Raw genomic sequence first — 25,156 nt, 5'->3', positions numbered from 1 at the left:
TGAGCCGAAGCTCTCAGGTACAGCTTGATGCCTCGCTTGCGCTTGGCTTGTCGAGTCCGAAGACTCCTCACACGTCTGGAGTTCCTCGGGGGAGGAACCGCGTGTACCCCCCTGTCGGGCGGCCCTGTCATCGTCACTTGCATCAGCCTGTCATGCGTCCCGGTGGGCCTCTTTCGGGGCTTCCACCTCGCCCTTTTGATCGGGCGAAGGGAAATATAAGGCCTCGCACCGAAGATGTCAACACCCCCTCGCACGCCCAGTCAAGGTGTGAAGGTGGGTGCGTCCTCCTGCTGGGGCAGGCCGTAGACATGCCAAAGCGTGTCCACACGGTGAGCAACTTCGGGGGTCATCTCGATCTTGGGGGGCCACTCGCGCACGAAGCCCTCCTCGGGGAGCTTGCGGGCACCGTCCCAGACGAGCAGATTCGCCTGCGGCCATACGTCGCGTTCGGGGTCGATGTTGTTCAGGATGGTCCACCACACGTCCTGGGTGCTCGTCACGTCGGTCAGCTCGTCGCAGATGAGGAGGTGGCGGACGCCCTGCGCGGCGGGATGGGCAGCGAAAGCAGTCGCAAGGGCCTGCACCTGACCGGAACGGGTCTTCTGGAAGGAGACGTACCAGTACCCGTCCGGCGTTTGATGCTGGGCGAGGACGCCCTCGAAGGTGGGGAGATCGGCGCTTGTGTGGGGAACGAAGGTGGCTGCCTCGCGCTCGTGGCCCTGGCCCTCGCGGCTGCTGGCAGCGCTGCCGACCTCCTCGGGGAGCTTGGCCGTCGCGTCGATGATGAGCTTGCCGCCGTAGCCCCAGCCCCGGCTGGAATGGTCGAGCACGTCGGTAGGGCCGCGCGTGGTGAGGGTGTCCCGACCCGGCACGGCCCGCGCGGCGACTTCACGCCACACCGCCCCGAAGTCGTTTACCGGGACACCCTCATCCACCACGACGATCACTTTGGCGAACATCATCTGGCCGAGGCCGAACAGGCCGTTGGCGACCTTGTACGCCTGACCGGGGTACGTCTTCCTGATCCCCACCACGACGAGGTTATGGGCAACTCCGGCGGGCGGCATGTGATAGTCGGTGATTTCGGGCAGGATGAGCTGCGCGGCGGGCAGGAACAGGCGCTCGGAGGCCTCGATGAGGTAGGCGTCCTCCATCGGCGGGCGGCCCACGATGGTCGCGGGGTAGATGGGGTTCTTCCGCATCGTGATCGCCGTGACGTGGAAGCGCGGGTAGAGGTCGGGGAGAGTGTAGAAGCCGGTGTGGTCGCCGAAGGGACCCTCCACCGCCCAATCCTCCGCCGGGTCCACGTAGCCCTCCAGGATGAATTCGGCGTTGGCGGGTACGTCCAGATCGACGGTGATGCCCTTCGTGAGTGGGTAGCGCTGCCCACGCAGGTAGCCCGCGAGGGCGAATTCGTCGAGGCCGGGGATGGGCGGGAGGGGCGCGGTCGCCGCGTAGATCAGGGCCGGGTCGCCGCCGAGGGCCACCGCGACCTCCAGCCGCTTGCCCAGCTTCTTCGCCTTCTCCAGATGTTTCGTGCCCGTCTTGTGCCGCTGCCAGTGCATCCCGGTGACGTTCCTGCCCATCACCTGCATCCGGTACATGCCCATGTTGCGCTCGCCCGTCTCGGGGTCGCGGGTGATGACGAGGGGCAGGGTGACGAAGGGGCCACCGTCGAGCGGCCAGCACTTCAGGACGGGCAGCTTGCCGAGGTCCACCTCGTCGCCCGTCCACACCACCTCCTGCACGGGGCCGGAGCGGACGCGGCGGGGCGGGAGGTGCATCGCGTCGCGCAGCTTGCCGACATTGCCCAGCAGCCCGCCGAGGCCACCGCTCCCCTTGAGGTCGATGAGGTGGCGGACCCTGGCCGCGAGGTCGTCGAGGTCGGAGACGCCGAGGGCCAGCGCCGTGCGCTCGCGGGTGCCCATCATCCCGATGACGAGGGGGAAGGGACTGCCCTTCACGTTCTCGAACAGCACCGCCGGGCCGCCCGACTTCACGAGGCGGTCGGCGATCTCGGTGATCTCCAACTCGCGGTCCACGGGGACGGAGACGCGCACGAGTTCGCCGCGTTCTTCGAGCAGGCGCACGAAGCTCTGAATGTCAGGACTGTGCCGTTTGGGAGGGGCCATAGCGCGAGTGTAGGGGCGAAGGGCCGGGGCAACCGTACCCCATCAGCCTCCAACGGAAGGCGGACGACCAAAGGGGGACGACTCGCGGAGACCTCGTAGATACGGTGCCCCCATGACCGCACCGGACGAGCCGACCCCGCCTGCGCCGCTCCCTGACTTCCCCGCCATTCCCCGACCGGCGAAGGCCGCCCTGCCGCTCCTCGCCGCCGCCGGGCTGACGCTCGCCGCGCATCTGCTCTCGGCGGGCCGGGGACCGGGATTGGGGGTAAACGTGGTGGTCTGGGTGGCTCTTTTCATCGGCGTGTGTTTGTGGATGTTGCGGCACAGAGGGCAGAGGCCAACCCGTGAGGCCGTGATCCTGCTGGGCCTGGCGCTCGCCCTCGCGGCGACGTTCGCCCTGCGGCGGGTGCCGACCAACCTCGCCCTGCTGAACGGGACGGCGCTCCTCCTCTGCCTGACGCTGGGGGCGGCGTACCTGCGGCATCCGGGGTTGAGCGTGGCGGGGGTGTGGGCACAGGCTGGAACGGTATTCACGGGCGGGCTGCGCTTCGTGTACGGGCCGCTGGCGCTGCTCGAACGCTTCCCGTGGGCGCGGCTGCGTCCGGCGAAGGGGAGCGAGATGGGGCGCTGGGGTGTCGGCCTCGCTTTGACCCTCCCCGTGCTCCTGATCTTCGGTGGGCTGCTCGCGGGGGCGGACGGGGCGTTCGGGTCACTCGTCGGGCGGCTGCTGAACTGGGACCTGGGCGGGCTGGGTGAAACCCTCTTCCGCCTCGCCTTCTGGGCGGCCCTCGCGGGCGGGCTGGTCTACCCGGCGCTGATGGCGCTGCGGCCCACCGTCTTCCCGGCGGGCGAACCGTCCGGCCTGCCGCGCCTGGGGCTGATCGAGGTGGGGCTACCGCTCGGGGCACTCGGCGCGTTGTTCGTGGTCTTTCTCGGCACCCAGCTCCCCTACTTCCTGAGCGGGCCGAGCCTGCCGGACGGCTTCACCTACGCGGATTACGTGCGGCGCGGCTTCGGGGAGCTGATGACGGTCGCCCTCCTGACGCTGGTGCTGCTGCTCACCGCGCACGCCGTCACCCGTGGGGAGGTGCGGGTGGGCCTGACCTACCGCCTGCTCAACCTCGCGGTCCTCGCGCCCCTCGCACTCGTGATCCTCAGCGCGGCGAACCGCTGGCGGCTCTACACGCTCGCCTACGGGCTGAGCGAGATTCGGGTGATGGGCGCGGCCTTCCTCGTCTGGGTGGTGCTGGCGCTCGGGTGGCTCGCCCTCGGCCTGTGGCGCGGGAGCCTGCGGCACTTCGCGTATCCGGCGCTGCTGCTGGGCCTGGGCACGCTGCTTGTGACGACGGCCCTCAACCCCGCCGCCCTGATCGCCCGCGTGAACATTCACCGCGCCGTGACGGGCCTGACGAACGACCTGCGCCGCACGCCGCAGAACGTGGATGTCTGGGAGCTGCTGGACCTGGGGGCGGACGCGGTGCCCGCCGTGGTGGCGAACCTGGACACGCTGACCCAGGAGTGCGGCCCGAACTGCGCTCAGGGCCGGGCGTTCATCGTGCGTCACCTTCAGGACGAATACGGCCTCCCCACCGACCCCCGCTCTTGGAACGCGGGCGAGGCGCGGGCGAGGCGGCTGGTGCTGGGGCTGGAGTGACTCCGGCTCAAGTCACGTCCCCGCCCGAATTGCCCTCCCGTTCCGCCCTCAAGGCCGCGATGTCCTGGCGCAGGGCCACGACTTCCCGGCGAAGCGCGGCGTTCGTGGCCTCGCCGTCATCCTCACCGTCATCCCCATCATCCGCAGTCTGGTCGCGGCCCACGAAGAAGCTGGCGACGGACGCCGTGAGGTAGCCGAAGACCGCGAAGCCGTACAGGGCGAGGAACCACGTCAGGAAGCGGCCCTCCGCCGTCTTCGGGAAGTAGTCCGACCCCATCGTGACGAGAATCATGGCCGTCCACCACAACCACGAGGCGTAGCCGGTCAGGCCGCTCTCGCGGGCGGCGGGCACGTCCTCGAAGGCGAGCATGCCCGCCGCCCCCGCGAGCGCGACGAGCAGGGTGAGCAACGCGACATAGCCCACGCCCCGCCGCCGCACGGCCCGCCCTGCGGCGCGAAAGCCCCGGTTGAGGGAGGTCAGGAGCCGCACGAGATTGAGGGAACGGGTGGCGCGCAGCAGACGCAGCCCCCGCAACACCCTCACCGCGCGCAGCACTCGCAGGGCGGGCAGGAGCAGGGACACGAGGGTGAGCCAGTTCGAGCGCAGGTAGGCCCGCTTGTCGGGGGCCACCGCGAACGACAGGAGGAAGTCGAGCACGAACAGCACCCAGATGACGTTGCTCAGGAGGTGCAGGCCCGGACCCAACCCGCCCGTGAGGTCCACGACGAGCAGGGCGAGCCACACGAAGCCCAGCACCGTCATCGGCACGTCGGTCAGGCGGTCGAGGTGGCGCAGAAGTTCCAGGCGCTCGCGGTGCAGGCGGTGGGATTCGGGAGGGCCGGACATGTGGGCACCGTAGCAGCGGCCCCCGCCCGCAGCATCCGCCCCGTATCCTGCCCCCATGACCCTCTCCCCCACCGAGCGGATGCGGACGGCGCTCCAGGGCACCCCCCTCGACGGCTGGCTGATGTACGACTTCCAGGGCCTCAACCCGCACGCCCGGCGGGTGCTGGACCTCCCGGCGTCGGCCTTCCTGACCCGGCGTTTCTTCGTGTGGGTGCCGCGTGAGGGGCGGGCCGTGCTGCTCCACAACCACATCGAGGGCGGGACGTGGGCGGCACTTTCGGCGGAGTGGGACGTGGAACGCCGCGCCTTCGGCTCACACGCGGAACTCGAAGCGCGGCTGGCCGAGGCTGTGGCCGGGAAGACGGTGGCGATGGAGTACAGCCCGCTCGGGGCCGTGCCCTACGTGGGGCGGGTGGACGCGGGCACGGTCGAGCGGGTGCGGGCGGCGGGCGCGCGGGTGGAGAGCAGCGCTGACCTTCTCCAGTCCTTCCTCGTGTGGTCGCCGGAGGACTTCGTGGCCCACGGGCGGGCGGCGGCCCTCCTGATGCGGGCGAAGGACGACGCCTTCCGCCTCATCCACGAGCGGCTGCGCGCGGGCGAGGCGGTCACGGAGCTGGACGCCCAGGCCGTCATCGAGCGGGCCATCGCGGAGGAAGGGCTGGTGAGCGGCCACCCCGTCAACGTCAGCTTCGGGGCGAACGCCGCCGACCCGCACTACGAGCCGGGCGGGGAGCGGAACGCCACCCTGCGCCCCGGCGAGTGCGTCCTGATCGACCTGTGGGCGCAGGAGCCGGGCCGCCCCTTCGCGGACGTGACGTGGGTGGGCCACGCGGGAGAGCCGGGCACCGAGTACCGGGAGGCGTGGGAGGCGGTGTGCGGGGCACGGGACGCGGCGCTGGCCCTGCTGCACGAGCGGCACGGCGACCTCCAGGGCTGGGAGGTGGACCGGGCGGCGCGGGACGCGATGGGGGCGGCGTGGGGGCCGCACTTCCTCCACCGCACCGGGCACGATCTCGGCGTTCAGATTCACGGGTCGGGTGCGAATCTCGACGACTACGAGACGCGCGACACCCGCCGTCTCACCCCCGGCCTCGCCGTGACGGTGGAGCCGGGCACCTACCCGCGTGAGCGGGGCTTCGGCATCCGCTCCGAGGTGAACGTCTACCTCGCGCCCCACGGCCCGCAGGTCACGACGGACATTCAACGCGAGCCGTTCGTCCTCGGCGGAGGTGAGTGGGCGGAGGTGCGGGCAGCGGCGTATGGGGGAGGCTGACCTTTCACCGCTGCCTTAAGGCTGTCTGAATGTCTGGCCCCAGTAGGCTAGGCGCATGGCGAACCTCGGCTCCTCCACGATCATGCTGACGGGCGCGGGCGGCGCGCTGGCAACCGCTGTCGCCCAGGAATTGGAGGACGCGGGCGCGCAGCTCGTCCTCGTGGGGCGCGGCGAGAGCGTCGCGCGGGCCGCCGACCGCTTCCCCGCCACCGAGGTCCTCGACCTCGACCTCACCGACCCGGCCTGCGTGGACGCCCTGCGGAAGGTGAAGGTGGACGCCCTCGTGCATACCGCCGGGGCCTATGCCGGACAGGACGTGCAGAAGGCGACCACCGAGGACCTGCGGGCGATGTTCGACGCGAACATGCTCACCCTCTTCCACGCGGTTCAGGGCGTGCTTCCCCATATGCTGCGGCAGAAGGACGGCCTGATCATGGGCGTGAGCGCCGGGCAGGCCGCGCGCATGACCGGGCCGAAGGCGGCGCTGTACACGGCGAGCAAGGCCGCCGTCGCCGCCTACGTCCTGAGCCTCCACGACGAACTCAAGGCCAGGGGCGTGCGCGCCTGCGTCCTGTACCCGATGGGTGCCATCGACACCCCGAAGAACCGTGAGGCGGGGCTGGAGTGGGACACCATGATCGACCCGCGCGGCCTCGCCAAGAGTGTGGCCCACGCCCTGACCCGGCCCGACCGGGCGCATGTGACGGAGCTGAAGGTGTACCCGGACGTGTAGGAGCGGTCAGCTTTCAACCATCAGCGGAACATTGGAGGCACGTCGCTTCTCGGGGAGGCGTTCCAGTGGACGGCTTCACGAGGACGTGGAGTTATCTCTTCCCCCTCTTTCACGCTTGCCGCGAAAGAAAACTGAGCGTTCCAAACGCTCTCTGTTGCTCCCTGTTCCCCTGCGGAACAGAGCTGGGGGAGGAATGACGAGCACCGCCCGTCCTCGCGCCAGACGGTGAAAATGAGCTGCTTGTCCGATCTGTCACTCATAGCGACCATCCTCTACGGGGAGGCGGAGCGTCCTGCGCTCGTTGGAAGTCGGCTTCCCCAGTTCACCTCATCTTCATCATGTGGGGTCGGTGATCCAAAGGGGCAGGGCGCGCATAGAGGCAGGGTGAAGCGACACCTGGGCGGAACCTGTTCACGCCCGAGTGACGGGGCCTTTGAACTACGGCCCTGGGCCTTCGCCGTCCGCCCTTCTCGCCCTCACGCCGGAGGTTTCACCTATGAGCAACGACACGCAGGGCACGAGTACCCGCCGCAAATTCCTGGGCATGGCCGGTCTGATGGGCGCGGGTGCTGTGCTGTCGAGCTGCACGAGCGTCATCGCCACGATGCCCAGCCAGGACAACGGCCTCGACGCGGCCATCTTCAACTTCGCGCTCAACCTCGAATACCTGGAGGCCGCCTTCTACCTCGCCGCCGTGGGACGACTGGGCGAGCTGGACGCGGCGGGCGGCAGCAGCGCCCGCGTGACCCTGCCCTCCGGCTTCGACGGCAAGTCGGCCATCCCCGGCCTCTCCGCCGAGGTGCGCGCCTACGCCGACGAGATCGCCTCGGACGAGCTGGCCCACGTCAAGGTCATCCGCTCGGTGCTGGGAAGCGCCGCCGTCGCCCAGCCGCAACTCGACCTTGGCCCGGCCTTCGCCGCCGCCGGGAATGCCGCGTCGGGCGGGGCGATCACAGGCTTCAACCCCTACGCCAACGAGCTGTTCTTCCTGCACGGCGCGTTCATCTTCGAGGACGTGGGCGTGACCGCCTACAAGGGGGCCGCGCGCTTCCTCGACGACCAGAAGGCGGGCGGCAACCTGGAGAACGCGGCGGGCATCCTCGCGGTGGAGGCGTACCACTCGGGGGCCATCCGCACGCTGCTCTACCAGCGCCGCGCCCAGCAGGCCGCCGCCGGGCTGACCGTCGAGCAGGTCGTTCAGGCCATCAGCAACCTGCGTGACGCGGTGGACGGCAGCGACGACCGCGACCAGGGCGTGACCATGAACGGGATGGGCAACATCATCCCGACGGACGGCAACGCCATCGCCTACAGCCGCACGCCGCGTCAGGTGGCGAATATCGTCTTCCTCGACACGACGGGCGCGGCGACGAAGGGCGGGTTCTTCCCGAACGGGCTGACCGACGACGGGAATCTGGGCAAGCTGCTGGCGCTGTAGGGAGCAGTCAGGCGTCAGCTTTCAGCAGTCAGCAAAAGACACAGGGACGCGCGCCGGGGAGACATTCCCTCCGGCGCGCGTTCTCTTTGATTCAGCCTCCGACGGTCCGCAGCAGTTCCTCCAGCCCACCGGCAAATCCGTCGTCCAGGCGCGGCCAGTCGGGGGGAAAGGGCTGAGTGCGGGTCACGTCGTTGGGGACGACGACCACGCGCAGGCCAGCGGCGACGGCGGCGGTCGCGCCGTTCAGGCTGTCCTCGACGGCGGCGCATTCCTCGGGGCGCAGGCCCAGGCGGGAGGCGGCCAACGAGTACAGCTCCGGGTCGGGCTTGACGCGGCGCACGTCGTCCTGGGTGGCGAGGGTCTCGAAGAGGTCGAGGAGGCGGTGCTGCTCCATCCAGCGCGTCACCCACGCCCGGTCGCTGCTCGTGGCGAGGGCGAGGCGCAGGCCGGAGGCGCGGGCATCGTCCAGCACCGCGCGCACGCCGGGCCGCAGGTCCTGTTCGGCGATGTCGGCCACGATGCGGTCGCGCAGGCTCAGGTGGACGCGCTCGCGGTCGGCCAGGATGTGGTCCGGCAGTCCCGCCCAGGGGTCGAACGCCCCCCAGGTGCCGATGCCGCGCTGCCAGTCCGCGAGCGCCAGCTCCCGCCCGTGTTCGCGGTACAGGCCCTGCCAGTGCCAGAACTCGCGCGACTCGGTGTCGAGGATGGTGCCGTCGAAGTCGAAGATCAGGGCGCGCAGGGGGGGAGGCGGGGACATGGGCGCAGTCTAGAACCCACCCCCCACCTTTGGATGGAGGCACGTCCCGCACCGGAGCGGGTAGGCTGACCCAATGGCCGAGTGGGTGCAGAACCTGATGGACAGCATGGGCTACCTGGGCATCCTGCTGCTGATGATCGTGGAAAACGTCTTTCCGCCCATTCCCAGCGAACTGATCATGCCGTCGGCGGGCTTCGCGGCGTCACGTGGGGACATGAACATCTTTCTCGTGATTCTGATGGGGGTGCTGGGGAGTGTCCTGGGCACGCTGCCGCTGTACTACCTGGGGCGGGCCTTCGGGGAAAAGCGGCTGATCGAGTGGGCCGACAAGTACGGCAAGTGGCTCACCCTCAGCGGCAAGGACATCCGACGGGCCGACGACTGGTTCGACAAGCACGGCACGAAGGCGGTGCTGTTCGGTCGGCTGGTGCCGGGCATCCGCAGCCTGCTCAGCCTCCCGGCGGGCATGAGCGAGATGCCGCTGCCCAAGTTCCTGATCTACAGCACCATCGGCTCGGCCATGTGGGCGTCGCTGCTGGCGGGGGCGGGCTACCTCCTCGGCGAGAACTACGACCGGGTGGAGCAGTACGTCGGCCCCACGTCGCGCATCATCCTCGGCCTCGTGATCGTCGGGGCGATCTGGTGGTTCGTGCGGCGCAAGAGGGAGCAGGCGGCGTAGGGGAGGCGGAAGGAGGCAGCGCCACCGTTACTCCTTCACGGATGCGCTTGAATGGCCGTCTCCGTGACTCTCCTCTCTTCCAGCCACCTTCCCCTGACCGATCACGCGCAGGCCGTCACCTGGCTGGAACGTGACTCGGCTCTCGCGGCGCTGATCTCACAGGTGGGGCCGCTCCCGGTGCTCGTGCCCACATCCGACCCCTTCGGGACGCTCGTGCGGAGTGTGACCGGGCAGCAGCTCTCCGTGCGGGCGGCGGCGAGCATCTATGCGCGCGTGGTCAGCACGTTGGGCGAGGTGACGCCGGGGACGCTCTTGAGAGCCGAGCCGGAGACCTTGCGCTCGTTCGGCCTCTCGTGGGCGAAGGTCCGCACGGTGCGCGCGTTGGCGGAGGCGGCGCAAGGCGGACGGGTGGACTTCGCGCACCTCGCCTCGTTGCCGGATGAGGAGGCCATCGCGCAACTCACGCCCCTGCCCGGCATCGGACGCTGGACCGTGGAGATGTTCCTCATGTTCGGCCTCGCCCGCCCCGACGTGTTCTCCTTCGGCGACCTCGTGCTGCGGCAGGAGCTACAAAAGCTGTACTCGGACGACGTGCCAGACGAGGTTGTGGCCTCGTGGTCGCCTTACCGGACGCTGGCCGCCCGCTACCTTTGGGCGGAGAAGGCGCGGCGCAGGTTGAACGCGGCTGCGGGCACGGTGACAGGAGACCTGTCGCTCACGGACCCGCTGTAGGGCGCTTACCGGAAGCGCAGTCGGCCTGCTGCCTCACTCCTCCAGATACCGCTGGAGCGCCTCCAGCCGCAGAATCATCGGCGTGCGGGCACGGACGATGGCCCCCTCCTGCTTGAGCTTGCCGAGCGAATGGCTCACCGTCTCGCGGGTCGCGCCGACCATCCGGGCGATGTCCTCCTGATTGAGCTTGAGGGCCAGTTCGACGCCCTGCGCGTGGGGCCGCCCGAACTCCCGCGCGAGGCGGTAGAGCAGGCTGGCCACGCGCTCTGGGGCGCTATAGGCGCTGACGGCAGCGCTCCACGACTGGGCCTCGAAGAGGCGCGCGGCCATCAGGCGGATGAGCTTCATGGCGAGGTCGGGCTTGGTGTTCAGCAGCTTTTGCAGCTCGGTGCGCGGCAGCACGATCAGGGTGGTGCGCTCCAGCGCCTCGGCCTGGGTGGGACGCCTCTCCTCGGCCTGAAGCAGCAGCTCCCCGAAGGTGTCGTGCTGGCCGATGACGCCGAGAATGGCCTCCTTGCCGTTCGGGAAGAGCTTGCTGATCTTGACGAGGCCGCTGCGGACGAAGTACAGGGCGTCCGCCGGATCGTCCATGCGGTAGATGACCTCCCCCGGCCCGTAGGAGCGGTAGGGCGTCGTGGCGGCCACACGCTCCAGCTCCGTCAACTCAAGGTCGGCGAACAACTCGGTACGCTTGAGGTGCCAGACCAGGCTTGGGTAGTTCATGATCAGGTTCAGGATACTCGAAATGACGCCTGGGCACGGCCCGGTTTGCGGCCTCCCGCCTCACCTCCCTGAACCCGGTCCACCCCCGCCGGACGGCGGCCCTCCCCCCCGGCACCCACACCGCCCCCCCCCGCGTGACTTTTGCCCCAGAAAGTTTTAGACTGGGTACAATCAACAAGGTGTGGCGAGCCTCCCCCGACGGGTGACGGCCCGCCCGAAGGAGCCTGCTATGCCCGTGTACAAAGCCCCCCTGCGCGACCTCAAGTTCCTGATGCACGAACTCCTCGGCGCGCCCGAGGCCCTCGCCGCGATGCCGTACTACGCGGAGAACGACACCGCCGACGGCGACCTGATGAATCAGGTGCTGGAGGAGGCCGCCCGCTTCGTGGAGACCGAACTCGTGCCCCTGAACCGCGTGGGCGACGAGGAGGGCTGCACCTGGCATCCGGGCGGCGTCGTGACCACCCCGACAGGCTTCAAGGCCGCCTACGACAAGTACCGCCAGGCGGGCTGGACCGCGCTGGACGCCGACCCGGCCTACGGCGGGCAGGGGATGCCCCACCTCGTCAGCAACGTGCTCGTGGAGCTGCTGAACTCCGCGAACGTGGCGTGGTCGATGTACCCCGGCCTCTCGCACGGCGCGTACTCGGCCCTGCACGCGGTCGGCAGCCAGGAGCTGAAGGACACCTACCTCCCCAGGCTCGTGAGCGGCGAGTGGACCGGAACGATGTGCCTCACCGAGCCGCACGCGGGCACGGACCTCGGCATCATCCGCACGAAGGCGACGGACAACGGCGACGGCACCTACGCGCTCACGGGCACCAAAATCTTCATCAGCGCGGGTGAGCACGACCTCGCGGAGAACATCCTCCACCTCGTCCTCGCGCGGCTGGAGGGCAGCCCACAGGGGACGAAGGGGATCAGCCTCTTCCTCGTGCCCAAGTTCCTCGTGAACGCGAACGGCGGCGTGGGCGAGCGCAACGGCGTGGTGTGCGGCTCCATCGAGCACAAGATGGGCATCCACGGCAACGCGACCGCCGTGCTGAACTTCGACGGGGCGACGGGCTACCTCGTCGGCGAGATCAACAAGGGCATGAACAACATGTTCATCATGATGAACGCCGCCCGACTCGGCACGGGCCTCCAGGGCCTCGGTCTCGGGGAGGTCGCGTACCAGAATGCCCTCGCCTACGCGAAGGACCGCCTCCAGATGCGCCACGAGCCGCGCGTGAACCCGGCGGAGGCCGCCGACCCCATCATCGTGCATCCCGACGTGCGCCGGATGCTGCTGACGGGCAAGGCGTACACCGAGGCGGGCCGCGCGATGGCGATGTGGCTCGCGCTGAGCATCGACACCGAGCACCACCACCCCGACGAGGCCAGGCGCAAGGAGGCCGCCGACCTCGTGGCGCTCCTGACCCCGATTGCCAAGGCGTTCATGACGGACAACGGCTTTAATGTGGCGGTGCAGGCCCAGCAGGTCTTCGGCGGACACGGCTACATCCGCGAGTGGGGCATGGAGCAGTTCGTCCGCGACGCGCGCATCGGTCAGATTTACGAGGGCACGAACGGCATCCAGGCCCTCGACCTGCTGGGCCGCAAGGTGCTGATGGACGGCGGCAAGAAGCTCCAGAAGCTCGCAGGCATGCTCCAGGCGTTCGTGGAGGAGAACGAGGGCGACGAGGAGCTGGCCCCCTACCTCGACGCGCTCGGCAAGGCGGCGGGACAGCTCGGCAGCCTCACGATGGTCGTCGGACAGAAGGCGCTGGCGGGGCCGGAGGGTGCGGATGAGGTGAACGCGGTCGCCGTGGACTACCTGCGCTTCTTCGGGCACGTGGTCTATGGCTACCTGTGGGCGCGGATGGCGAAGATCGCCGCCGAGAAGGTGAATGCCGGGCAGGACAAGGACGGCTTCTACCTCGCCAAGATGCAGACCGCGCGCTTCTACTTCGCCAAGCTCTTCCCCGAGACGAAGGCGCTCGCCGCCACCATCAAGGCCGGAAACGAGTCGCTCGCCGTGGACGACCGGGTGTTCGGGCTGGAGCGGCCCCTCGTCGGCGCGTAACCCACCCCGTTTCCCCACAGGCCCTCACCCCCGAACGGGTGGGGGTCTTCATTGTTGGACGGCGGGACCCTTTGCCGTGCCCACCTTGCTAGATTAGCCGCTGGAGAGGTCATGCCCACCTACGTCTACAAGAACACCGACACCGGCGAAACTTTCGAGATCAAGCAGAGCATCCGCGACGAGGCGCTGACCACCCACCCGGAGACGGGTGCCCCCATCCGGCGTGTGCCCGCCGTGCCCGGCATCGCCTTTCGGGGCAGCGGCTTCTACGTGACCGACTCGCGGCCCAAGTCGTCAGAAGGCGGCGGTACAGGCGGTGGCGAGGCGAAGGCGAGTGCGAGCGGTGCCAGTGGGGGAGGCGGCGGGGAGTGACCCCCCTCGTCCGCGCCGCTGGCCTCACGCTGCTGCTCCTCGCGGCGGCCACGGGCGCGTACGTCACCGGGCGGGTGCAGGCCCAGCGGTCTCTCGTCACGGCGGACGAGATCAACACGGTGGAGGTGGCGCAGCAGGCCCTTCCCGCCGTCGTGCGGGTGGACGCCCGACTTCGCAAGGACGTGCTTCAGGCGGGCGACGATCCGGTGGAGACGGGCACGGGCTTCTTCTACAAGCGCAACCTGATCGTCACGAACTACCACGTCGTCCAGTTTCAGGAGTCGGTGAGCGTGACGCTCTCCAACGGTCGGCGCATCGCGGCGCGGGTGGAGGGCATCGATCCCGGCATCGACATCGCCATCCTGCGCGTGTCGGGTGTGACGGCCCCGAAGACGCTGGGGTTCGGGCGCAGCGCGGCCCTGCTGCCGGGGCAGAAGCTCATCACCATCGGGACGCCCCTCCGCATCCAGAACTTCGTGGGAACGGGCGTCTTCAGCGTGGCGGCCAGCGCCCGCGACGTGCCCCGCAACGATCAGCTCGGCGGCGAGATCGGGCAGTACCTCGTGACGACGACTAACATCCAGGGCGGCAACAGCGGCGGCCCGGTCCTCGACTCGCGCGGGGCGGTGGTCGGCGTGGCGGACGCGAACGCGGCCCCGAACAACTTCGTGCCCGGCGTGATCGGCATCGCCATCCCCGGCGACCTCGTGCGCCAGAGCCTCGAAGACCTGGAGCGCATCGGGGTTCCGCAGCGGGGCACGCTGGGCGTCACGCTCGTGGACCTCGATACCCTGGAACCGGCCCTGCGCCAGCTTGCCGGACTCAGCTCCTCCGAGGGCGCGCTCGTGGACGAGGCTCCCGCCGGAACCGCCGGGGCGCGGGCGGGGTTGCGCGGCAGCCTGCGGAACAGCCGGGGCCAGCTTCTCGCCCCCCTCGGCGACGTGATCGTGGCGGTGGACGGCCAGCGGGTGCGCGGCAGCTACGACGTGATCCGCCTCGTGGCCGCCAAGCGACCCGGCCAGACAGTCAATCTGCGGCTGTGGCGCAACAAGCGGAGCGTGGACGTGCGGGTGACGCTGCTGAAGCGGACGTTGCAGTAGAGCGACCAGCGGCCAGCTTCCAGCAGAGCAAAGGGACGCCTCAGACCACGCTGGGGCGCTTCTTTTGCTGGCGGCTGGCCGCTGGAAGCTGACCGCTGCTATCATCTCCCCGCTATGTACGTCGTCGTCGAAGGCCCCATCGGGGTAGGCAAGACCAGCCTCGCGGGCAGACTCGCGGCGCGCCACGGCGCGGACCTCAACCTGGAGGTCGTGGAGGAGAATCCCTTCCTCGCGCGCTTCTACGAGGCTCCGGAGGTCTACGCCTTTCAGGTGCAGGTCTTCTTCCTGCTCTCGCGTTTCAAGCAGCTCTCCGCCCTCGCGCAGCCGGGGCTGTGGAGCGGGCATGTGGTGAGCGACTACCTCTTCGACAAGGACTTCATCTTCGCGGCGATGAACCTGAGGGACGCGGAGTTCGCGCTGTACGAGGACCTGTACGCCCACCTCTCGCCCCGGCTGCCCACCCCCGACCTCGTGGTGTACCTGCGCGCCGAGCCGGAGCTGTTGCTCTCCCGCATCGAGAAACGGGGCCGTCCCTTCGAGCGCGCCATGCAGGCCGCCTACCTCGCCGAGCTGACCACGCGCTACGACGAATACTTCCGCACCTATCCGGGCCGCCTCCTCACCGTGGACGCGGGCGGCTACGACTTCGTGGGAAACGCCGAGGACGAGCTGGCGCTGATGAGCCGGGTGGAGGAGGCGCTGGGGGCGGAAGGGGTGGGGGCGGGCCGATGAGTGAAGGTCAGTGGGCAGTGGGCAGTGGGCAGTGGGTTGGTGGCAGTGTTTTCACCACTCACCACTCACCACTTCCCACTCACCGTCTGCGGAGCCGCTGATGTACCTCGCCGTCTCCGGCAACATCGGCAGCGGCAAGAGCACCCTGACGCGGATGCTCGCCGAGCGGTACGGGCTGCGACCCGTGTACGAGCCGTATGCGGAGAACCCCTACCTGGAGGACTTCTACCGCGACATGCGGCGGTATTCCTTCCATTCACAGGTGTACTTCCTCTCCAGGCGGCTGGAGCAGCACCTCCACCTCGTCACGGGGGCACGGTACGTCATTCAGGACCGCACCGTGTTCGAGGACGCGAACATCTTCGCGCGCAACCTGTTCGAGAGCGGGCAGATGGAGGCACGCGACTGGGCGACGTACCGGGGGCTGTACGAGGGCATCCTCCCCGCCCTGCGGGTGCCCGACCTCCTGATCCACATCGACGCCTCGCTGCCGACGCTCCGGGGCCGCATCGCCCAGCGCGGGCGCGACTATGAGCAGGCCATCCCCGACGCCTACCTGGAGGGTCTGAACCGCCTGTACGACCTGTGGGTGAGAGCCTTTGACGCCTGCCCGGTCGTGCGGGTGCCCGGCGACCAACTCGATTTCGTGGCGGACCCGGCGGCCTTCCGGTGGGTGTGCGACCGGGTGCAGGGGTACGGGTTCGGATTGCCGCTGCTGAGGTAGGTGTCAGCCTTCAGCGTTCAGCGTAGGCAGTTGCGGCGAATGACGACAAGAACATGTAGCCAACTCTTCTGCCCCTCCCCCTTGAACGCCTGATGTGCAAGAGAAAGCGAGCGTGTCAGCCGTGCTCTTTGCTCCCTCCCTCCTTGTGGGGGAGGGTCGGGGAGGGGGGTGACGAGCACCGCTCGTCCTTCTGCCAGACGATAAAAACGCTCCTTTTGCCGAATCCGCAATTCACATCAGGCGTCCCCTGGGGGGAGGCTGGGAGGGGGTGAACGAGCCGAGCGTCCCCAGAAAATGGACCGACACCTTCCTGTCGTCGTTCCCTAGCCCTGCTCCCCCACATGCTCCAGCACGTTCCCCAGCAGCCCGGATACGTGCGCGTCTGCCAACCTGTAGTACACGATGCGGCCCTCCTTGCGGGGGGCGACGAGGTTCTGGCCGCGCAGGAGGCGGAGTTGGTGGCTCACCGCGCTCTCGCTCGTGCCCGCGACGGCGGCGAGGTCGCACACGCACAGTTCGCCCGTGCCGAGGGCGGTCAGGAGGCGCAACCTCGTGGGGTCGGAGACGGCCTTGAGGAGCGTGGCGGCGCGGGTCAGGGCGTCGTCGCCGGGCTGGGCGGCGCGGGCGCGGGCGACGGCCTCCGGGTGAACGCAGGGGACCTCGCAGGTGTCCACGTCCGGGAGGCGGGGCAGGGGGGCCGACATGGGGTCAGGATACGGGGCGGGACCACCGGGGAAGGTGGCTGCTACTCTCCAACCGTATGCTCCTGCGTGACCTCGCCGCCACCCTGAACGCCCCTCCCGCCGCTCTCCCCGATGTGGAGGTGCGCGGCGTGACGCACAACGCGGCGTGGGTGGAACCGGGTTTTGCCTTCGTGGCGATTCGAGGGGCGCGGTTCGACGGGCACAGCTTTTTGGACGATGTGACCGCGAGGGGCGCAGTCGCCGTAATCGGTGAGGGGCTGCCGGACGGGCTAATCTCCCCCCTTCTCTACCTCACGGTGCCGAACGCGCGGGCGGCCCTCGCGGACGCGGCGGCGGCCTTGAGCGGGCACCCGAGCCGGAAGTTGCGGGTGGTCGGCGTCACGGGCACGGACGGCAAGACGACGACGAGTTGGCTCACCCGTCACCTCCTGCGGGCGGCGGGGCTGAGGACGGGTCTGCTGAGCACCGTGGGCTACGAGTTGCCGGACGGCGTGCTGCGGCACTTCCCCGCCCATTTCACCACGCCCGAAGCGCCGCAGGTTCAGGCAACGTTGGCCGAGATGGTGGGTGCGGGGGGGCAGGCCGTCGTGCTGGAGGCGAGCAGCCACGCCCTCGCCCTTGACCGGGTGCGCGGGGTGGATTGGGACGTGGCCGTGTGGACGCACCTGACGAGCGAACATCTGGACTTCCACGGCACGGTCGAGAACTACTTCGCCGACAAACGCAAGCTGGTGGAGCGTGCCCGTCATGCCGTCCTCAACGCGGAGGATGGTTGGACGGAGAAGTTGATGGGCGTCACACTCTCCGAGACGACCTATTCGATGGAGGACCGGGCGGCGAACTGGCGGGCGAGCGAGATCGAGGAGCGGGCGACCGGCCTCCACTTCCGCGTCTCGTCCCCAGTCGGCTCCTTCACTGCGCGACTTCCCATGATCGGGAGATTCAATGTGGCGAACGCGCTCGCGGGGATGGCAGCGGCGGCACATCTGGGCGCGACAATTCCTCAGCTTATGGAGGGACTGGCCTCCTTCCGGGGGGTGCCGGGCCGCATGGAACTCGTGCCGGGTGAGGAAGGCGACCCGCGCGTGATCGTGGACTTCGCGCACACGCCGCCGAGTCTGCAAAAGGCGCTGGGCACCCTGCGCGCCACGACCGCCGGGCGGCTGTGGGTGCTGCTCGGCTCGGCGGGTGGGCCGCGCGACCCCGGCAAACGCGCGCCGCTGGGCGAGGTGGCGACCCGTCTTGCCGATCACGCCGTCTTCACCGAGGAGGACCACCGCGACACGCCGCTCGCCGACATCCTGCGCGAGATGGAGCGGGGGGCGCGGGAGGCGGGGCGCTCCAACTTCACGAGCATCGGCGACCGCCGCGAGGCCATCGGTCACATCATCCGGGAGGCGCGGGCGGGGGACACGGTGCTTCTGGCAGGCAAGGGACCGGAGGACACCCTGGAACGCGATACGGAAACCGTGCCCTGGGATGAGGTTGCCGAGGCGCGGGCGGCGCTGGCGGAACGGGGATGAGCTTCACCGCCGCAGACCTCCTCCGCTACGCCCCGAACAAGGTGCGCGAGCGGGCACAGGGCCTGCTGGGCGACGTGAGCCACCGCGAGCGGCAGGGCGAGACCTCTCGGGCGCGTGTGCAGGGCAGCCGTCCAGCGCCGTACCGGGTGCATGTGAACCTGGAGAGCGGCGAGGTCGCCTGCTCCTGCCCCGACGAGTACAACGCGATCTGCAAGCACGCCTGCGCCACCCTGATGGTCCTGCGCGACGACCCCGCCTCCTTCCTGCCCGGCATGGCCCCGCGCCGTCTCCCGAAGGTCGAGGGCTGGACAGACGCCGACGTGGAGCGGATGTTGGAGCGGTTGCATGACCTTTCCCCCGAGGTAGTGAACGACTGGGCGCGGCACCTCGTTCAGCAGGCGGAAGAGGAGGAGTGGGGCTGAGGAGTCCGCCAAACGGCCTGCGCCGCGCCGAGAGAACTGCGTGACTTGGCCGATGTGTTCCACCCCAGCGTCGGGCACACTGGCGGGCGGACCTTGAACGACAAAGAAGGGGGCGAATATGACGGACACACCCGCAGACGACGGCGACCGGGGCCGAGGCGACGACACGACGGAAGACGACCGGGGCGGTCTCCACGCCCCCTTTCACAGACACAGGAACGGGACATGAACGGAAAGCACATCACCAAATTGGGCTTCGAGAAGAAGGCGGTGGCCCTCGCGCTGGCGGCGGCGGCCCGGCGTGAGGAGGCGGGTCTGGACCGCGAGGAGATTCTGGCCGAGTTGCGCTCGGTGCGGGAGAACCCGGCGGCGTACCTCTCGGGCGGGGTGTACGCGGACCTGGCAGCCGAATTCACCTCTCAGCAAGCAGTTCTCGACGCCCGCCGCGCGAGCGAGTTGCGGGCCGATCCTCTCCCCTACCGCGTGTGGGGTGCCGACCTGATCGAGGCGGGTGCCCGCGACCAGATGGACGTGGCGATGCGCCTCCCGATCAGCCGCGCCGGGGCGCTGATGCCCGACGCGCATGTGGGCTACGGCCTGCCCATCGGCGGCGTGCTGGCGACCGAGGACGCCATAATTCCCTACGGGGTGGGCGTGGACATCGGCTGCTCCATGCGCCTGAGCGTGCTGCCCCTCCCCGCTGGTGCCCTGAGCGCGGACGAGGCGACCCGCCTCCTGAAGAAGCACACCCGCTTTGGGGCCGGTGTCGGCTTCGAGAAGCGCGACCGCGAGGACCACGAGGTTCTGCATGAGGACGCCTGGGACGAGCAGCCCCTCCTCCGTCACCTCCACGCGAAGGCCGCCGACCAGATCGGCACGAGCGGGAGCGGGAATCACTTCGTCGAATTCGGCACGCTGACCCTGCCCACCGCCGACCTCGGGCTAGAGGCGGGCGAGTACCTTGCCATCCTGTCGCACAGCGGCTCGCGCGGATTTGGGGCGCAGGTGGCGAACCACTACACGCGGGTGGCGCAGGCCCTCCACCCCACCCTCGACGGCGCGGCGAAGAAGCTCGCGTGGCTGCCCCTGGGCACCGAGGAGGGCGAGGGCTACTGGCAGGCGATGAACCTCGCCGGTCGCTACGCCCTCGCCAACCACGACCTGATCCACGCCCGCCTCGCCCGCGCGCTGGGGGTAAAGCCCGCCGCCAGCGTGGGCAACAGCCACAACCTCGCGTGGCGGCAGGAGGTGGGGGGCCGCGACCTGATCGTCCACCGCAAGGGGGCTACACCCGCCGAGCGCGGGCAACTCGGCCTCATCCCCGGCAGCATGGCCGACCCCGGCTTCGTGGTGCGCGGCTTGGGCAACCCCGACGCGCTGGCGAGCGCCAGCCACGGCGCGGGCCGCCAGCTTGGGCGCAAGGCCGCCGCGAACACCCTCGTCAAGAAGGACGTACAGGCGTACCTCCGCGAGCGCGGCGTCACCCTGATCGGCGGTGGCATCGACGAGGCCCCACAGGCGTACAAGCGCATCGAGCACGTCCTTGCCCGCCAGAGCGACCTCGTGGACGTGGTGGCGAGCTTCACGCCGCGCGTGGTGCGAATGGACACGGGCAGCGAGGACGTGTAGGAGCGGTCAGCCGTCAGCGTTCAGCAGTCAGTGAAAGCAGAACCTCGGCGGAAGCTTGCCGGGGTTCTGCTTTGCCGCTTCGGGGTGAAGGAGGCAGGACGAAGAATGTTTTGCCCCCTCTCCCCCTGCGGGAGAGGACCGGGGAGAGGGGGCGACGTGACGACCCTAACGCCCAACACTCCCCTACCTCACTCCCGCGCCAGACGCTCCAGCAGCGCCACCCCGAATGCCACCCCCTTCTCGAAATGCTCGCGCACGATGTTCTCGTTCGGCGCGTGGACCCGTCCGCCCACGTTGCCGATGCCCAGCGCCACGCAGGGAACGCCGAGGTGGTAGGTAAAGGGGTGCATCGGCCCGCTCGCCGCGCTCGACGGGTGAACGATGGGTTCGGCCCCGTGTGCCTCCCCGGCGGCCTCGATGCACGCCCGCACGAAGGGATGCCCGGCGTCGGCCCGCGCGGGTTTCTGGTGAGCCTCCAGCTCCACGATCTCTATATCCTCTAACCCCTGAGCGTCCAGATGCGCCCGCAACACTTCGAGGATGCGCGCCGGGTCCTGGTCGGGCACCAGCCGGAAGTCGAGCTTCACGAAGCCGTGGGCGGGCAACACCGTCTTGCTCCCCTCACCCTGGTAGCCGCCGCCCCAGCCGTTGACATTGACGACGGGCATCAGGTTGGCCCGCTCGTGGTAGGCGCTCCCGGTGGCGAGGGGGCGGGTCACGCCGTAGGTATCGCGCACGGGCTGGCCGTCGCCGGGGATGCGGGCGATGGCGGCGCGGTCGGCGTCCGAGGGTTCGCGCACATCGTCATGGAAGCCGGGGATGGTCACGCGCCCCGTCTCGTCGCGCAAGGAGGCAACCGCCCGCGCGAGGCGGTAGAGGGGATTGTCGATCACCGCCCCGAGGCTGCTATGCAGGTCCGAGGCCGCCACCCGGCAGCGCAATTCCACGCCCATCACGCCCTTCAATCCGAGCGAGGCGACCGGGCGTCCCTCCGGGCTGATGCCGCCGAACTCCCACCAGCAGCCGTCGGCGCGCAACTCGTCCGCGTGCTCGGCGATGAAGCGTTCGAGGCTGGGGCTGCCGACCTCCTCCTCGCCCTCGATGAGCCAGCGAACGCGCAGGGGCAGACGGCCCTCATGCCGTTCCCGCACTGCCCGGACGGCGGCGAGACGGGAGGCCAGCTCACCCTTGTCGTCCGAGGCACCGCGCCCGTACAGGCGTCCGTCCCGCTCGGTCAGCTCGAAGGGCGGGCTGTCCCACAGCTCCAGCGGGTCCTCGGGCTGAACGTCGTAATGGTTGTAGATGAGCAGGGTCGCTGACCCCTCCCCCGCCTCGGCGACGAGCACGGGCGCGACCTCGCCGGGGTACGACCGGACCGTGAAGCCCTCCGCCTCCAGCAGCCGCGTCACATGGGCCGCCGTCTCCGGCAGCATCCGCCCCTGCGCCGACACGCTCTGAAGGGCCACGAGGTCGCGCAGGTCGGCGAGGCCGCGCTCGATATGCGGGATGAGGTCTGTGGATGAGGTGGAAGTCATGGGGGCAGGGTAAGGGATGACGCCTCGGGATACGCAACCGCAGCCGTCGTCCCCCGCACCACCAGCCGGGTAGGCAAGGTCACGTCCTCCACGTCGTCCCCGTCCAACCGCGCGAGGATGGCCGCGCCGACCCGCTCGCCCTTCTCCGTGGTGGGCTGCCAGACGGTGGTGAGGTTCAGGGCCGCGCTGCTCGGCACGTCGTCGTAGCCGACGAGGCTGAGGTCCTCCGGCACCCGTCGCCCGAGGGCCTGCGCCGCCCGCAACGCCCCCTGCGCGAGCACGTCACTCATGCAGAGGAGCGCCGTGAGCTCCGGGTGAGCGGTGAGGAGGTCGCGGGCCGCCCGCTCCCCATCCTCCGGCGTGTTCAGCGACGTCTCGGTGACGTGGAGGTGTGCCCCCGTCTCCCCGGCGGCCTCACGGTAGGCGCGCAATCGGGCGACAGTTGTCTCATAAGTAGCCGCCGCCTCACGCTCGGGCGTCACCGGGCCGCTCCGGCGTTCGGGCGTGAGTTCCATACTCAACACGCCGAGGTGACGGTGCCCCAGCCCGGTCAGGTGCCGCGCGGCCTCCCCCGCCCCGCCCGCGTCGTCGATGCCCACACGCGAGGTTCCCGGCTGTGGGGCCTGGTCCACGAGGACGGTGGGCAGCCCCCGGTCGAGCACCGCACGCAGCAATTCGCTCTCCTCGGCGGCGCAGTACACCACGAAGCCGTCCACGCTGGCCGCCTCCACGGGAAGCGTCCCCTGCGGGCTGGCGAGAAGGAGCAGGTTGAGCTGCCGTTCCTGCACCGTGCGCGCCACCGCCCCCAGGAAGAGCGCGGCGGCGGGGTCCGCGAAGGCGTACTCCAGCGGCGCGTCGTACACCACTCCGATCACGTCCGTTCGCCCACGGCGAAGACTCCGCGCGAGGGGGTCGGGACCGCCGTAACCGAGTTCACGCGCCGCCGTCAGCACCCGCTCTCGCAGCTCCGGGGAGAGCTGATCGGGCCGGTTGTAGGCGTTGCTCACCGTGGCGGGCGACACCCCTAGCCGGGCCGCCACATCGCGCAGGGTCACGCGGCGCACCGGGACGGGCTTGGCGGGGGGCATGGGAGGATGCTAGCGTATGGGTAGCTTGTCTGAATCGATTCAGATGAGGCCTACCCCCACTTCCTCCCCTTCCTTCCCCGGAGTACCCATGACTGACGCCGCCCTTCCCACCCCCACCTCCACCCTTCCTGCCTGGCGCGCGGAGGTGGCCCGGCGGGCGCTGGGCATCGTCTTCCTGACCAACGGGGTCGTGTTCGCCACTTGGGCGGTGAACATTCCCGGTGTGCGCGACAAGCTGGGGCTGACGGACGCGCAGGTGGGCATCGCCCTGCTCGCGGTGGGGCTGGGCAGCCTGGCAACGATGCCCCTCACGGGGGGATGGACGGCCCGCTTCGGCAGCCACCGGGTCACGCTCGTCGCCACGGTGCTGTGTATGCTCTCGCTGGCGCTGCCCTTCCTGGCCCCGAACCTCGCGCTCCTCGTCCTCGCGCTGGCGGTCATGGGCGGCCTGAACGGCGCGCTGGACGTGGCGATGAACGCGCAGGGCGTGACGGTGGAGCGCCACCTCGCCCGCCCGGTGATGAGCCGCTTTCACGCCTATTTCAGCCTGGGAAGCGTGTTCGGTGCCCTCCTGGGCACGGCGCTGATTGGCCGGGTGCCCATGCTCGCGCACGCGCTCGGCGTCGTGGTGGTGATCACGGTCGCCGGCTTCCTCGCGGGCCGCCTGCTCCTCCCCGACGGTCTGGCAGAGGGCGCGGGGCAGCCCGCCGGGACGCGCCCCCGTGGCCGGGTTCCCCTGAGCGCCGCCGTGCTGCTGCTCGGGACATTGTGCTTCCTGGGCATGCTCTCCGAGGGGGCGAACTACGACTGGGCCGCGCTGTACTTCCGCGACGTGCTGGGCGTGGCGGGCGGGAGCGCGGGGATCGGGTACACGGCCTTCGTCACGGCGATGACGCTGGGGCGCTGGTTCGGCGATCGCCTGCGAACCCGCCTCGGCGACGAGCGGACGGTGCGCGGCGGTGCCCTCCTCACCGCGCTGGGGCTGGGGCTGGCGCTGCTCGCGCGCGACCCACTGCCCGCCACCCTGGGATTTGCGCTCTCCGGCCTGGGCCTGAGCAACGTGGTGCCCGTCATGTACGGTGCGGCGGGCCACGCCCTCGCCGGACGGGGCATCGCGCAGGTCGCCACCATCGGCTACGCGGGCTTCCTGCTCGGCCCACCCGTCATCGGCTTCGTCTCCGAACACGTCGGCCTGCCTGCCGCCCTGAGCATCGCGCTCGCCGGGGCCGCGCTCATCGTGCTGCTGGGAGGCCGCGCCTTTGCGCTCGTGCGGCAGAGGATGTAGGAAGGCCGGAGGCCGGGGCCGCGCATGTTAGCCTTCGATATGGAGCCTGACACCTACCGCGTGCCCCCCGGACAGGACGTTTCCTTGAGCGGCTGGGCCACCGACGACGACGGCGGCCTCAGCAAGAAGCAGGGGCAGGCGCTCCTTCCCGCCATCGAGAAGCAGCTCGCCCTCTGGCAGGAACGCCTCTACGCCGAGGACAAACAGGCTCTGCTCATCGTCCTGCAAGCGCGCGACGCGGGCGGCAAGGACGGCACGGTCAAGCGCGTCATCGGTGCCTTCAATCCCAACGGGGTGCGGATCGTCAACTTCAAGGTGCCCACCGGGGAGGAACGCGCCCACGACTTCCTGTGGCGTGTCCACGCCAATACGCCCCGCCACGGCATGATTGGCGTCTTCAACCGCAGCCACTACGAGGATGTCCTCGTTCCCCGCGTTCACGGCATGATTGACGAGGAGACAGCCCGGCACCGCCTCGACCACATCCGCGCCTTCGAGGCCCTGTTGAATGACGCGGGCATGCGCGTCCTGAAGTTCTACCTCCACATCAGCCCCGAGGAGCAGAAGGCCAGACTTCAGGCCCGCCTCGACGACCCCGCCAAGCACTGGAAGTTCGACCCCAGCGACCTGAAGGAGCGCGCAAGGTGGGACGATTACACCACTGTCTACGAGGCCATCCTGAAGACCAGTACTGGGACCGCCCCGTGGCATGTCGTTCCAGCGGACCGCAAATGGTTCCGAAACCTTCTGATCGGTCAGATCATTCTCAAGACGTTGGAAGAAATGAATCCCCAGTACCCGCAAGTGGAGTTCGATGCTTCGTCTGTTGAAATAATTTGAGTCGCAGCAATACAACACCCCACCCATGTTTTAGGGTGGGGAGGATGGAGCGGGAGACGAGATTCGAACTCGCGACATCTACCTTGGCAAGGTAGTGCTCTACCAGCTGAGCTACTCCCGCGTCGTTCAGAGCAAGAACGGATCGGAACCGCTTTCGATCCTGAGGCCA

The 25,156-nt window shown here is 69.4% G+C and carries 23 protein-coding genes and 1 tRNA gene; 16 read left to right on the top strand and 8 right to left on the bottom strand.

What is annotated here, in order from left to right:
* Positions 1-260 precede the first annotated feature (260 nt).
* Entirely contained in the window at positions 261-2,132 is a 1,872-nt protein-coding gene (locus V3W47_RS18755; protein WP_331826764.1) for a menaquinone biosynthesis decarboxylase, read from the bottom strand.
* Positions 2,133-2,244: 112 nt separating this feature from the next.
* Here V3W47_RS18755 and V3W47_RS18750 point away from each other — a divergent pair, with 112 nt between their 5' ends.
* The gene (locus V3W47_RS18750) at positions 2,245-3,786 is read left to right on the top strand and encodes a DUF4153 domain-containing protein (protein ID WP_331826763.1); all 1,542 of its coding nucleotides are present in this window, start codon (positions 2,245-2,247) and stop codon (positions 3,784-3,786) included.
* A gap of 7 nt (positions 3,787-3,793) precedes the next feature.
* Here the strand turns inward: V3W47_RS18750 and V3W47_RS18745 are convergent, their stop codons facing one another.
* On the bottom strand, positions 3,794-4,633 hold the full coding sequence (locus tag V3W47_RS18745; protein ID WP_331826762.1) for an ion transporter: 840 nt from the start codon (positions 4,631-4,633) through the stop codon (positions 3,794-3,796).
* A gap of 55 nt (positions 4,634-4,688) precedes the next feature.
* Between V3W47_RS18745 and V3W47_RS18740 the strand changes: the two genes are divergently transcribed.
* The 3 genes from V3W47_RS18740 (at position 4,689) to V3W47_RS18730 (ending at position 8,077) form a co-directional block, all read left to right on the top strand.
* Complete coding sequence (locus tag V3W47_RS18740; RefSeq protein WP_331826761.1) at positions 4,689-5,906, top strand: M24 family metallopeptidase; 1,218 nt, start codon at positions 4,689-4,691, stop codon at positions 5,904-5,906.
* A 55-nt stretch (positions 5,907-5,961) separates the two neighbouring features.
* Positions 5,962-6,639, top strand: coding sequence for an SDR family oxidoreductase (locus tag V3W47_RS18735; RefSeq protein ID WP_331826760.1), 678 nt, complete (start codon positions 5,962-5,964; stop codon positions 6,637-6,639).
* 496 nt (positions 6,640-7,135) lie between these two features.
* Positions 7,136-8,077 (top strand): ferritin-like domain-containing protein, encoded by a 942-nt coding sequence (locus V3W47_RS18730; RefSeq protein ID WP_331826759.1) that lies wholly within the window; start codon positions 7,136-7,138, stop codon positions 8,075-8,077.
* 91 nt (positions 8,078-8,168) lie between these two features.
* Here V3W47_RS18730 and V3W47_RS18725 read toward each other — a convergent pair whose 3' ends face one another.
* Complete coding sequence (locus tag V3W47_RS18725; RefSeq protein ID WP_331826758.1) at positions 8,169-8,834, bottom strand: HAD family hydrolase; 666 nt, start codon at positions 8,832-8,834, stop codon at positions 8,169-8,171.
* A 73-nt stretch (positions 8,835-8,907) separates the two neighbouring features.
* On the opposite strand from V3W47_RS18725, the gene V3W47_RS18720 reads away from it, so the two are divergent.
* Positions 8,908-9,513 carry a DedA family protein gene (locus tag V3W47_RS18720; protein ID WP_331826757.1) on the top strand — a complete coding sequence of 202 codons (606 nt, stop codon included), beginning with the start codon at positions 8,908-8,910 and terminating at the stop codon, positions 9,511-9,513.
* 51 nt (positions 9,514-9,564) lie between these two features.
* Positions 9,565-10,245, top strand: coding sequence for a DNA-3-methyladenine glycosylase family protein (locus V3W47_RS18715; RefSeq protein WP_331826756.1), 681 nt, complete (start codon positions 9,565-9,567; stop codon positions 10,243-10,245).
* 33 nt (positions 10,246-10,278) lie between these two features.
* On the opposite strand, the gene V3W47_RS18710 is transcribed toward V3W47_RS18715, so the two are convergent.
* Complete coding sequence (locus V3W47_RS18710) at positions 10,279-10,968, bottom strand: Crp/Fnr family transcriptional regulator (protein WP_331826755.1); 690 nt, start codon at positions 10,966-10,968, stop codon at positions 10,279-10,281.
* Between the two features lie 229 nt (positions 10,969-11,197).
* Between V3W47_RS18710 and V3W47_RS18705 the strand changes: the two genes are divergently transcribed.
* From V3W47_RS18705 to V3W47_RS18685, 5 genes are all read left to right on the top strand, one after another.
* The gene (locus V3W47_RS18705) at positions 11,198-13,033 is read left to right on the top strand and encodes an acyl-CoA dehydrogenase C-terminal domain-containing protein (RefSeq protein ID WP_331826754.1); all 1,836 of its coding nucleotides are present in this window, start codon (positions 11,198-11,200) and stop codon (positions 13,031-13,033) included.
* Positions 13,034-13,144: 111 nt separating this feature from the next.
* A complete protein-coding gene (locus V3W47_RS18700) occupies positions 13,145-13,405 on the top strand; it encodes an FmdB family zinc ribbon protein (RefSeq protein WP_331826753.1) in 261 nt (86 codons plus the stop codon).
* Positions 13,402-14,505 carry a S1C family serine protease gene (locus tag V3W47_RS18695; RefSeq protein ID WP_331826752.1) on the top strand — a complete coding sequence of 368 codons (1,104 nt, stop codon included), beginning with the start codon at positions 13,402-13,404 and terminating at the stop codon, positions 14,503-14,505. The genes V3W47_RS18700 and V3W47_RS18695 overlap by 4 nt, the downstream gene beginning before the upstream one ends.
* A gap of 114 nt (positions 14,506-14,619) precedes the next feature.
* A complete protein-coding gene (locus tag V3W47_RS18690) occupies positions 14,620-15,237 on the top strand; it encodes a deoxynucleoside kinase (RefSeq protein WP_331826751.1) in 618 nt (205 codons plus the stop codon).
* Between the two features lie 100 nt (positions 15,238-15,337).
* The gene (locus tag V3W47_RS18685; RefSeq protein ID WP_331826750.1) at positions 15,338-15,961 is read left to right on the top strand and encodes a deoxynucleoside kinase; all 624 of its coding nucleotides are present in this window, start codon (positions 15,338-15,340) and stop codon (positions 15,959-15,961) included.
* 323 nt (positions 15,962-16,284) lie between these two features.
* On the opposite strand, the gene V3W47_RS18680 is transcribed toward V3W47_RS18685, so the two are convergent.
* Positions 16,285-16,665: an ArsR/SmtB family transcription factor gene (locus V3W47_RS18680; protein WP_331826749.1), complete on the bottom strand. Its 381-nt coding sequence runs from the start codon at positions 16,663-16,665 to the stop codon at positions 16,285-16,287.
* A 56-nt stretch (positions 16,666-16,721) separates the two neighbouring features.
* On the opposite strand from V3W47_RS18680, the gene V3W47_RS18675 reads away from it, so the two are divergent.
* From V3W47_RS18675 to V3W47_RS18665, 3 genes are all read left to right on the top strand, one after another.
* The gene (locus V3W47_RS18675) at positions 16,722-18,188 is read left to right on the top strand and encodes a UDP-N-acetylmuramoyl-L-alanyl-D-glutamate--2,6-diaminopimelate ligase (protein ID WP_331826748.1); all 1,467 of its coding nucleotides are present in this window, start codon (positions 16,722-16,724) and stop codon (positions 18,186-18,188) included.
* Positions 18,185-18,610: an SWIM zinc finger family protein gene (locus tag V3W47_RS18670; protein WP_331826747.1), complete on the top strand. Its 426-nt coding sequence runs from the start codon at positions 18,185-18,187 to the stop codon at positions 18,608-18,610. Before V3W47_RS18675 ends, V3W47_RS18670 begins: the two co-directional genes overlap by 4 nt.
* 225 nt (positions 18,611-18,835) lie before the next feature.
* Positions 18,836-20,239 carry an RtcB family protein gene (locus tag V3W47_RS18665; RefSeq protein ID WP_331826746.1) on the top strand — a complete coding sequence of 468 codons (1,404 nt, stop codon included), beginning with the start codon at positions 18,836-18,838 and terminating at the stop codon, positions 20,237-20,239.
* A gap of 188 nt (positions 20,240-20,427) precedes the next feature.
* Here the strand turns inward: V3W47_RS18665 and V3W47_RS18660 are convergent, their stop codons facing one another.
* Positions 20,428-21,774, bottom strand: a complete 1,347-nt coding sequence (locus tag V3W47_RS18660) for a M20/M25/M40 family metallo-hydrolase (RefSeq protein WP_331826745.1) — start codon at positions 21,772-21,774, stop codon at positions 20,428-20,430.
* Positions 21,771-22,862 carry a LacI family DNA-binding transcriptional regulator gene (locus tag V3W47_RS18655; protein WP_331826744.1) on the bottom strand — a complete coding sequence of 364 codons (1,092 nt, stop codon included), beginning with the start codon at positions 22,860-22,862 and terminating at the stop codon, positions 21,771-21,773. Before V3W47_RS18655 ends, V3W47_RS18660 begins: the two co-directional genes overlap by 4 nt.
* A gap of 88 nt (positions 22,863-22,950) precedes the next feature.
* On the opposite strand from V3W47_RS18655, the gene V3W47_RS18650 reads away from it, so the two are divergent.
* Together V3W47_RS18650 and V3W47_RS18645 are read left to right on the top strand one after the other, a co-directional pair.
* Entirely contained in the window at positions 22,951-24,147 is a 1,197-nt protein-coding gene (locus V3W47_RS18650) for an MFS transporter (protein WP_331826743.1), read from the top strand.
* A gap of 39 nt (positions 24,148-24,186) precedes the next feature.
* Positions 24,187-24,987, top strand: a complete 801-nt coding sequence (locus V3W47_RS18645) for a polyphosphate kinase 2 family protein (RefSeq protein WP_331826742.1) — start codon at positions 24,187-24,189, stop codon at positions 24,985-24,987.
* Positions 24,988-25,032: 45 nt separating this feature from the next.
* Here the strand turns inward: V3W47_RS18645 and V3W47_RS18640 are convergent.
* Positions 25,033-25,108, bottom strand: a tRNA-Gly gene (locus tag V3W47_RS18640).
* Positions 25,109-25,156: the final 48 nt, after the last annotated feature.

This window comes from Deinococcus sp. YIM 134068, from assembly GCF_036543075.1.
GTDB classification, from domain to species: Bacteria; Deinococcota; Deinococci; order Deinococcales; family Deinococcaceae; genus Deinococcus; species Deinococcus lichenicola.
Note: the sequence above shows the minus strand (reverse complement) of the source record. Positions and strands in the feature narration are given on the sequence as shown.

Bases quoted from the DNA above. Each gene is read 5' to 3' on its own strand.
- V3W47_RS18755 (WP_331826764.1), bottom strand. From the start codon at position 2,132: ATGGCCCCTCCCAAACGGCACAGTCCTGACATTCAGAGCTTCGTGCGC.
- V3W47_RS18750 (WP_331826763.1), top strand. From the start codon at position 2,245: ATGACCGCACCGGACGAGCCGACCCCGCCTGCGCCGCTCCCTGACTTC.
- V3W47_RS18745 (WP_331826762.1), bottom strand. From the start codon at position 4,633: ATGTCCGGCCCTCCCGAATCCCACCGCCTGCACCGCGAGCGCCTGGAA.
- V3W47_RS18740 (WP_331826761.1), top strand. From the start codon at position 4,689: ATGACCCTCTCCCCCACCGAGCGGATGCGGACGGCGCTCCAGGGCACC.
- V3W47_RS18735 (WP_331826760.1), top strand. From the start codon at position 5,962: ATGGCGAACCTCGGCTCCTCCACGATCATGCTGACGGGCGCGGGCGGC.
- V3W47_RS18730 (WP_331826759.1), top strand. From the start codon at position 7,136: ATGAGCAACGACACGCAGGGCACGAGTACCCGCCGCAAATTCCTGGGC.
- V3W47_RS18725 (WP_331826758.1), bottom strand. From the start codon at position 8,834: ATGTCCCCGCCTCCCCCCCTGCGCGCCCTGATCTTCGACTTCGACGGC.
- V3W47_RS18720 (WP_331826757.1), top strand. From the start codon at position 8,908: ATGGCCGAGTGGGTGCAGAACCTGATGGACAGCATGGGCTACCTGGGC.
- V3W47_RS18715 (WP_331826756.1), top strand. From the start codon at position 9,565: ATGGCCGTCTCCGTGACTCTCCTCTCTTCCAGCCACCTTCCCCTGACC.
- V3W47_RS18710 (WP_331826755.1), bottom strand. From the start codon at position 10,968: ATGAACTACCCAAGCCTGGTCTGGCACCTCAAGCGTACCGAGTTGTTC.
- V3W47_RS18705 (WP_331826754.1), top strand. From the start codon at position 11,198: ATGCCCGTGTACAAAGCCCCCCTGCGCGACCTCAAGTTCCTGATGCAC.
- V3W47_RS18700 (WP_331826753.1), top strand. From the start codon at position 13,145: ATGCCCACCTACGTCTACAAGAACACCGACACCGGCGAAACTTTCGAG.
- V3W47_RS18690 (WP_331826751.1), top strand. From the start codon at position 14,620: ATGTACGTCGTCGTCGAAGGCCCCATCGGGGTAGGCAAGACCAGCCTC.
- V3W47_RS18685 (WP_331826750.1), top strand. From the start codon at position 15,338: ATGTACCTCGCCGTCTCCGGCAACATCGGCAGCGGCAAGAGCACCCTG.
- V3W47_RS18680 (WP_331826749.1), bottom strand. From the start codon at position 16,665: ATGTCGGCCCCCCTGCCCCGCCTCCCGGACGTGGACACCTGCGAGGTC.
- V3W47_RS18675 (WP_331826748.1), top strand. From the start codon at position 16,722: ATGCTCCTGCGTGACCTCGCCGCCACCCTGAACGCCCCTCCCGCCGCT.
- V3W47_RS18670 (WP_331826747.1), top strand. From the start codon at position 18,185: ATGAGCTTCACCGCCGCAGACCTCCTCCGCTACGCCCCGAACAAGGTG.
- V3W47_RS18665 (WP_331826746.1), top strand. From the start codon at position 18,836: ATGAACGGAAAGCACATCACCAAATTGGGCTTCGAGAAGAAGGCGGTG.
- V3W47_RS18660 (WP_331826745.1), bottom strand. From the start codon at position 21,774: ATGACTTCCACCTCATCCACAGACCTCATCCCGCATATCGAGCGCGGC.
- V3W47_RS18655 (WP_331826744.1), bottom strand. From the start codon at position 22,862: ATGCCCCCCGCCAAGCCCGTCCCGGTGCGCCGCGTGACCCTGCGCGAT.
- V3W47_RS18650 (WP_331826743.1), top strand. From the start codon at position 22,951: ATGACTGACGCCGCCCTTCCCACCCCCACCTCCACCCTTCCTGCCTGG.
- V3W47_RS18645 (WP_331826742.1), top strand. From the start codon at position 24,187: ATGGAGCCTGACACCTACCGCGTGCCCCCCGGACAGGACGTTTCCTTG.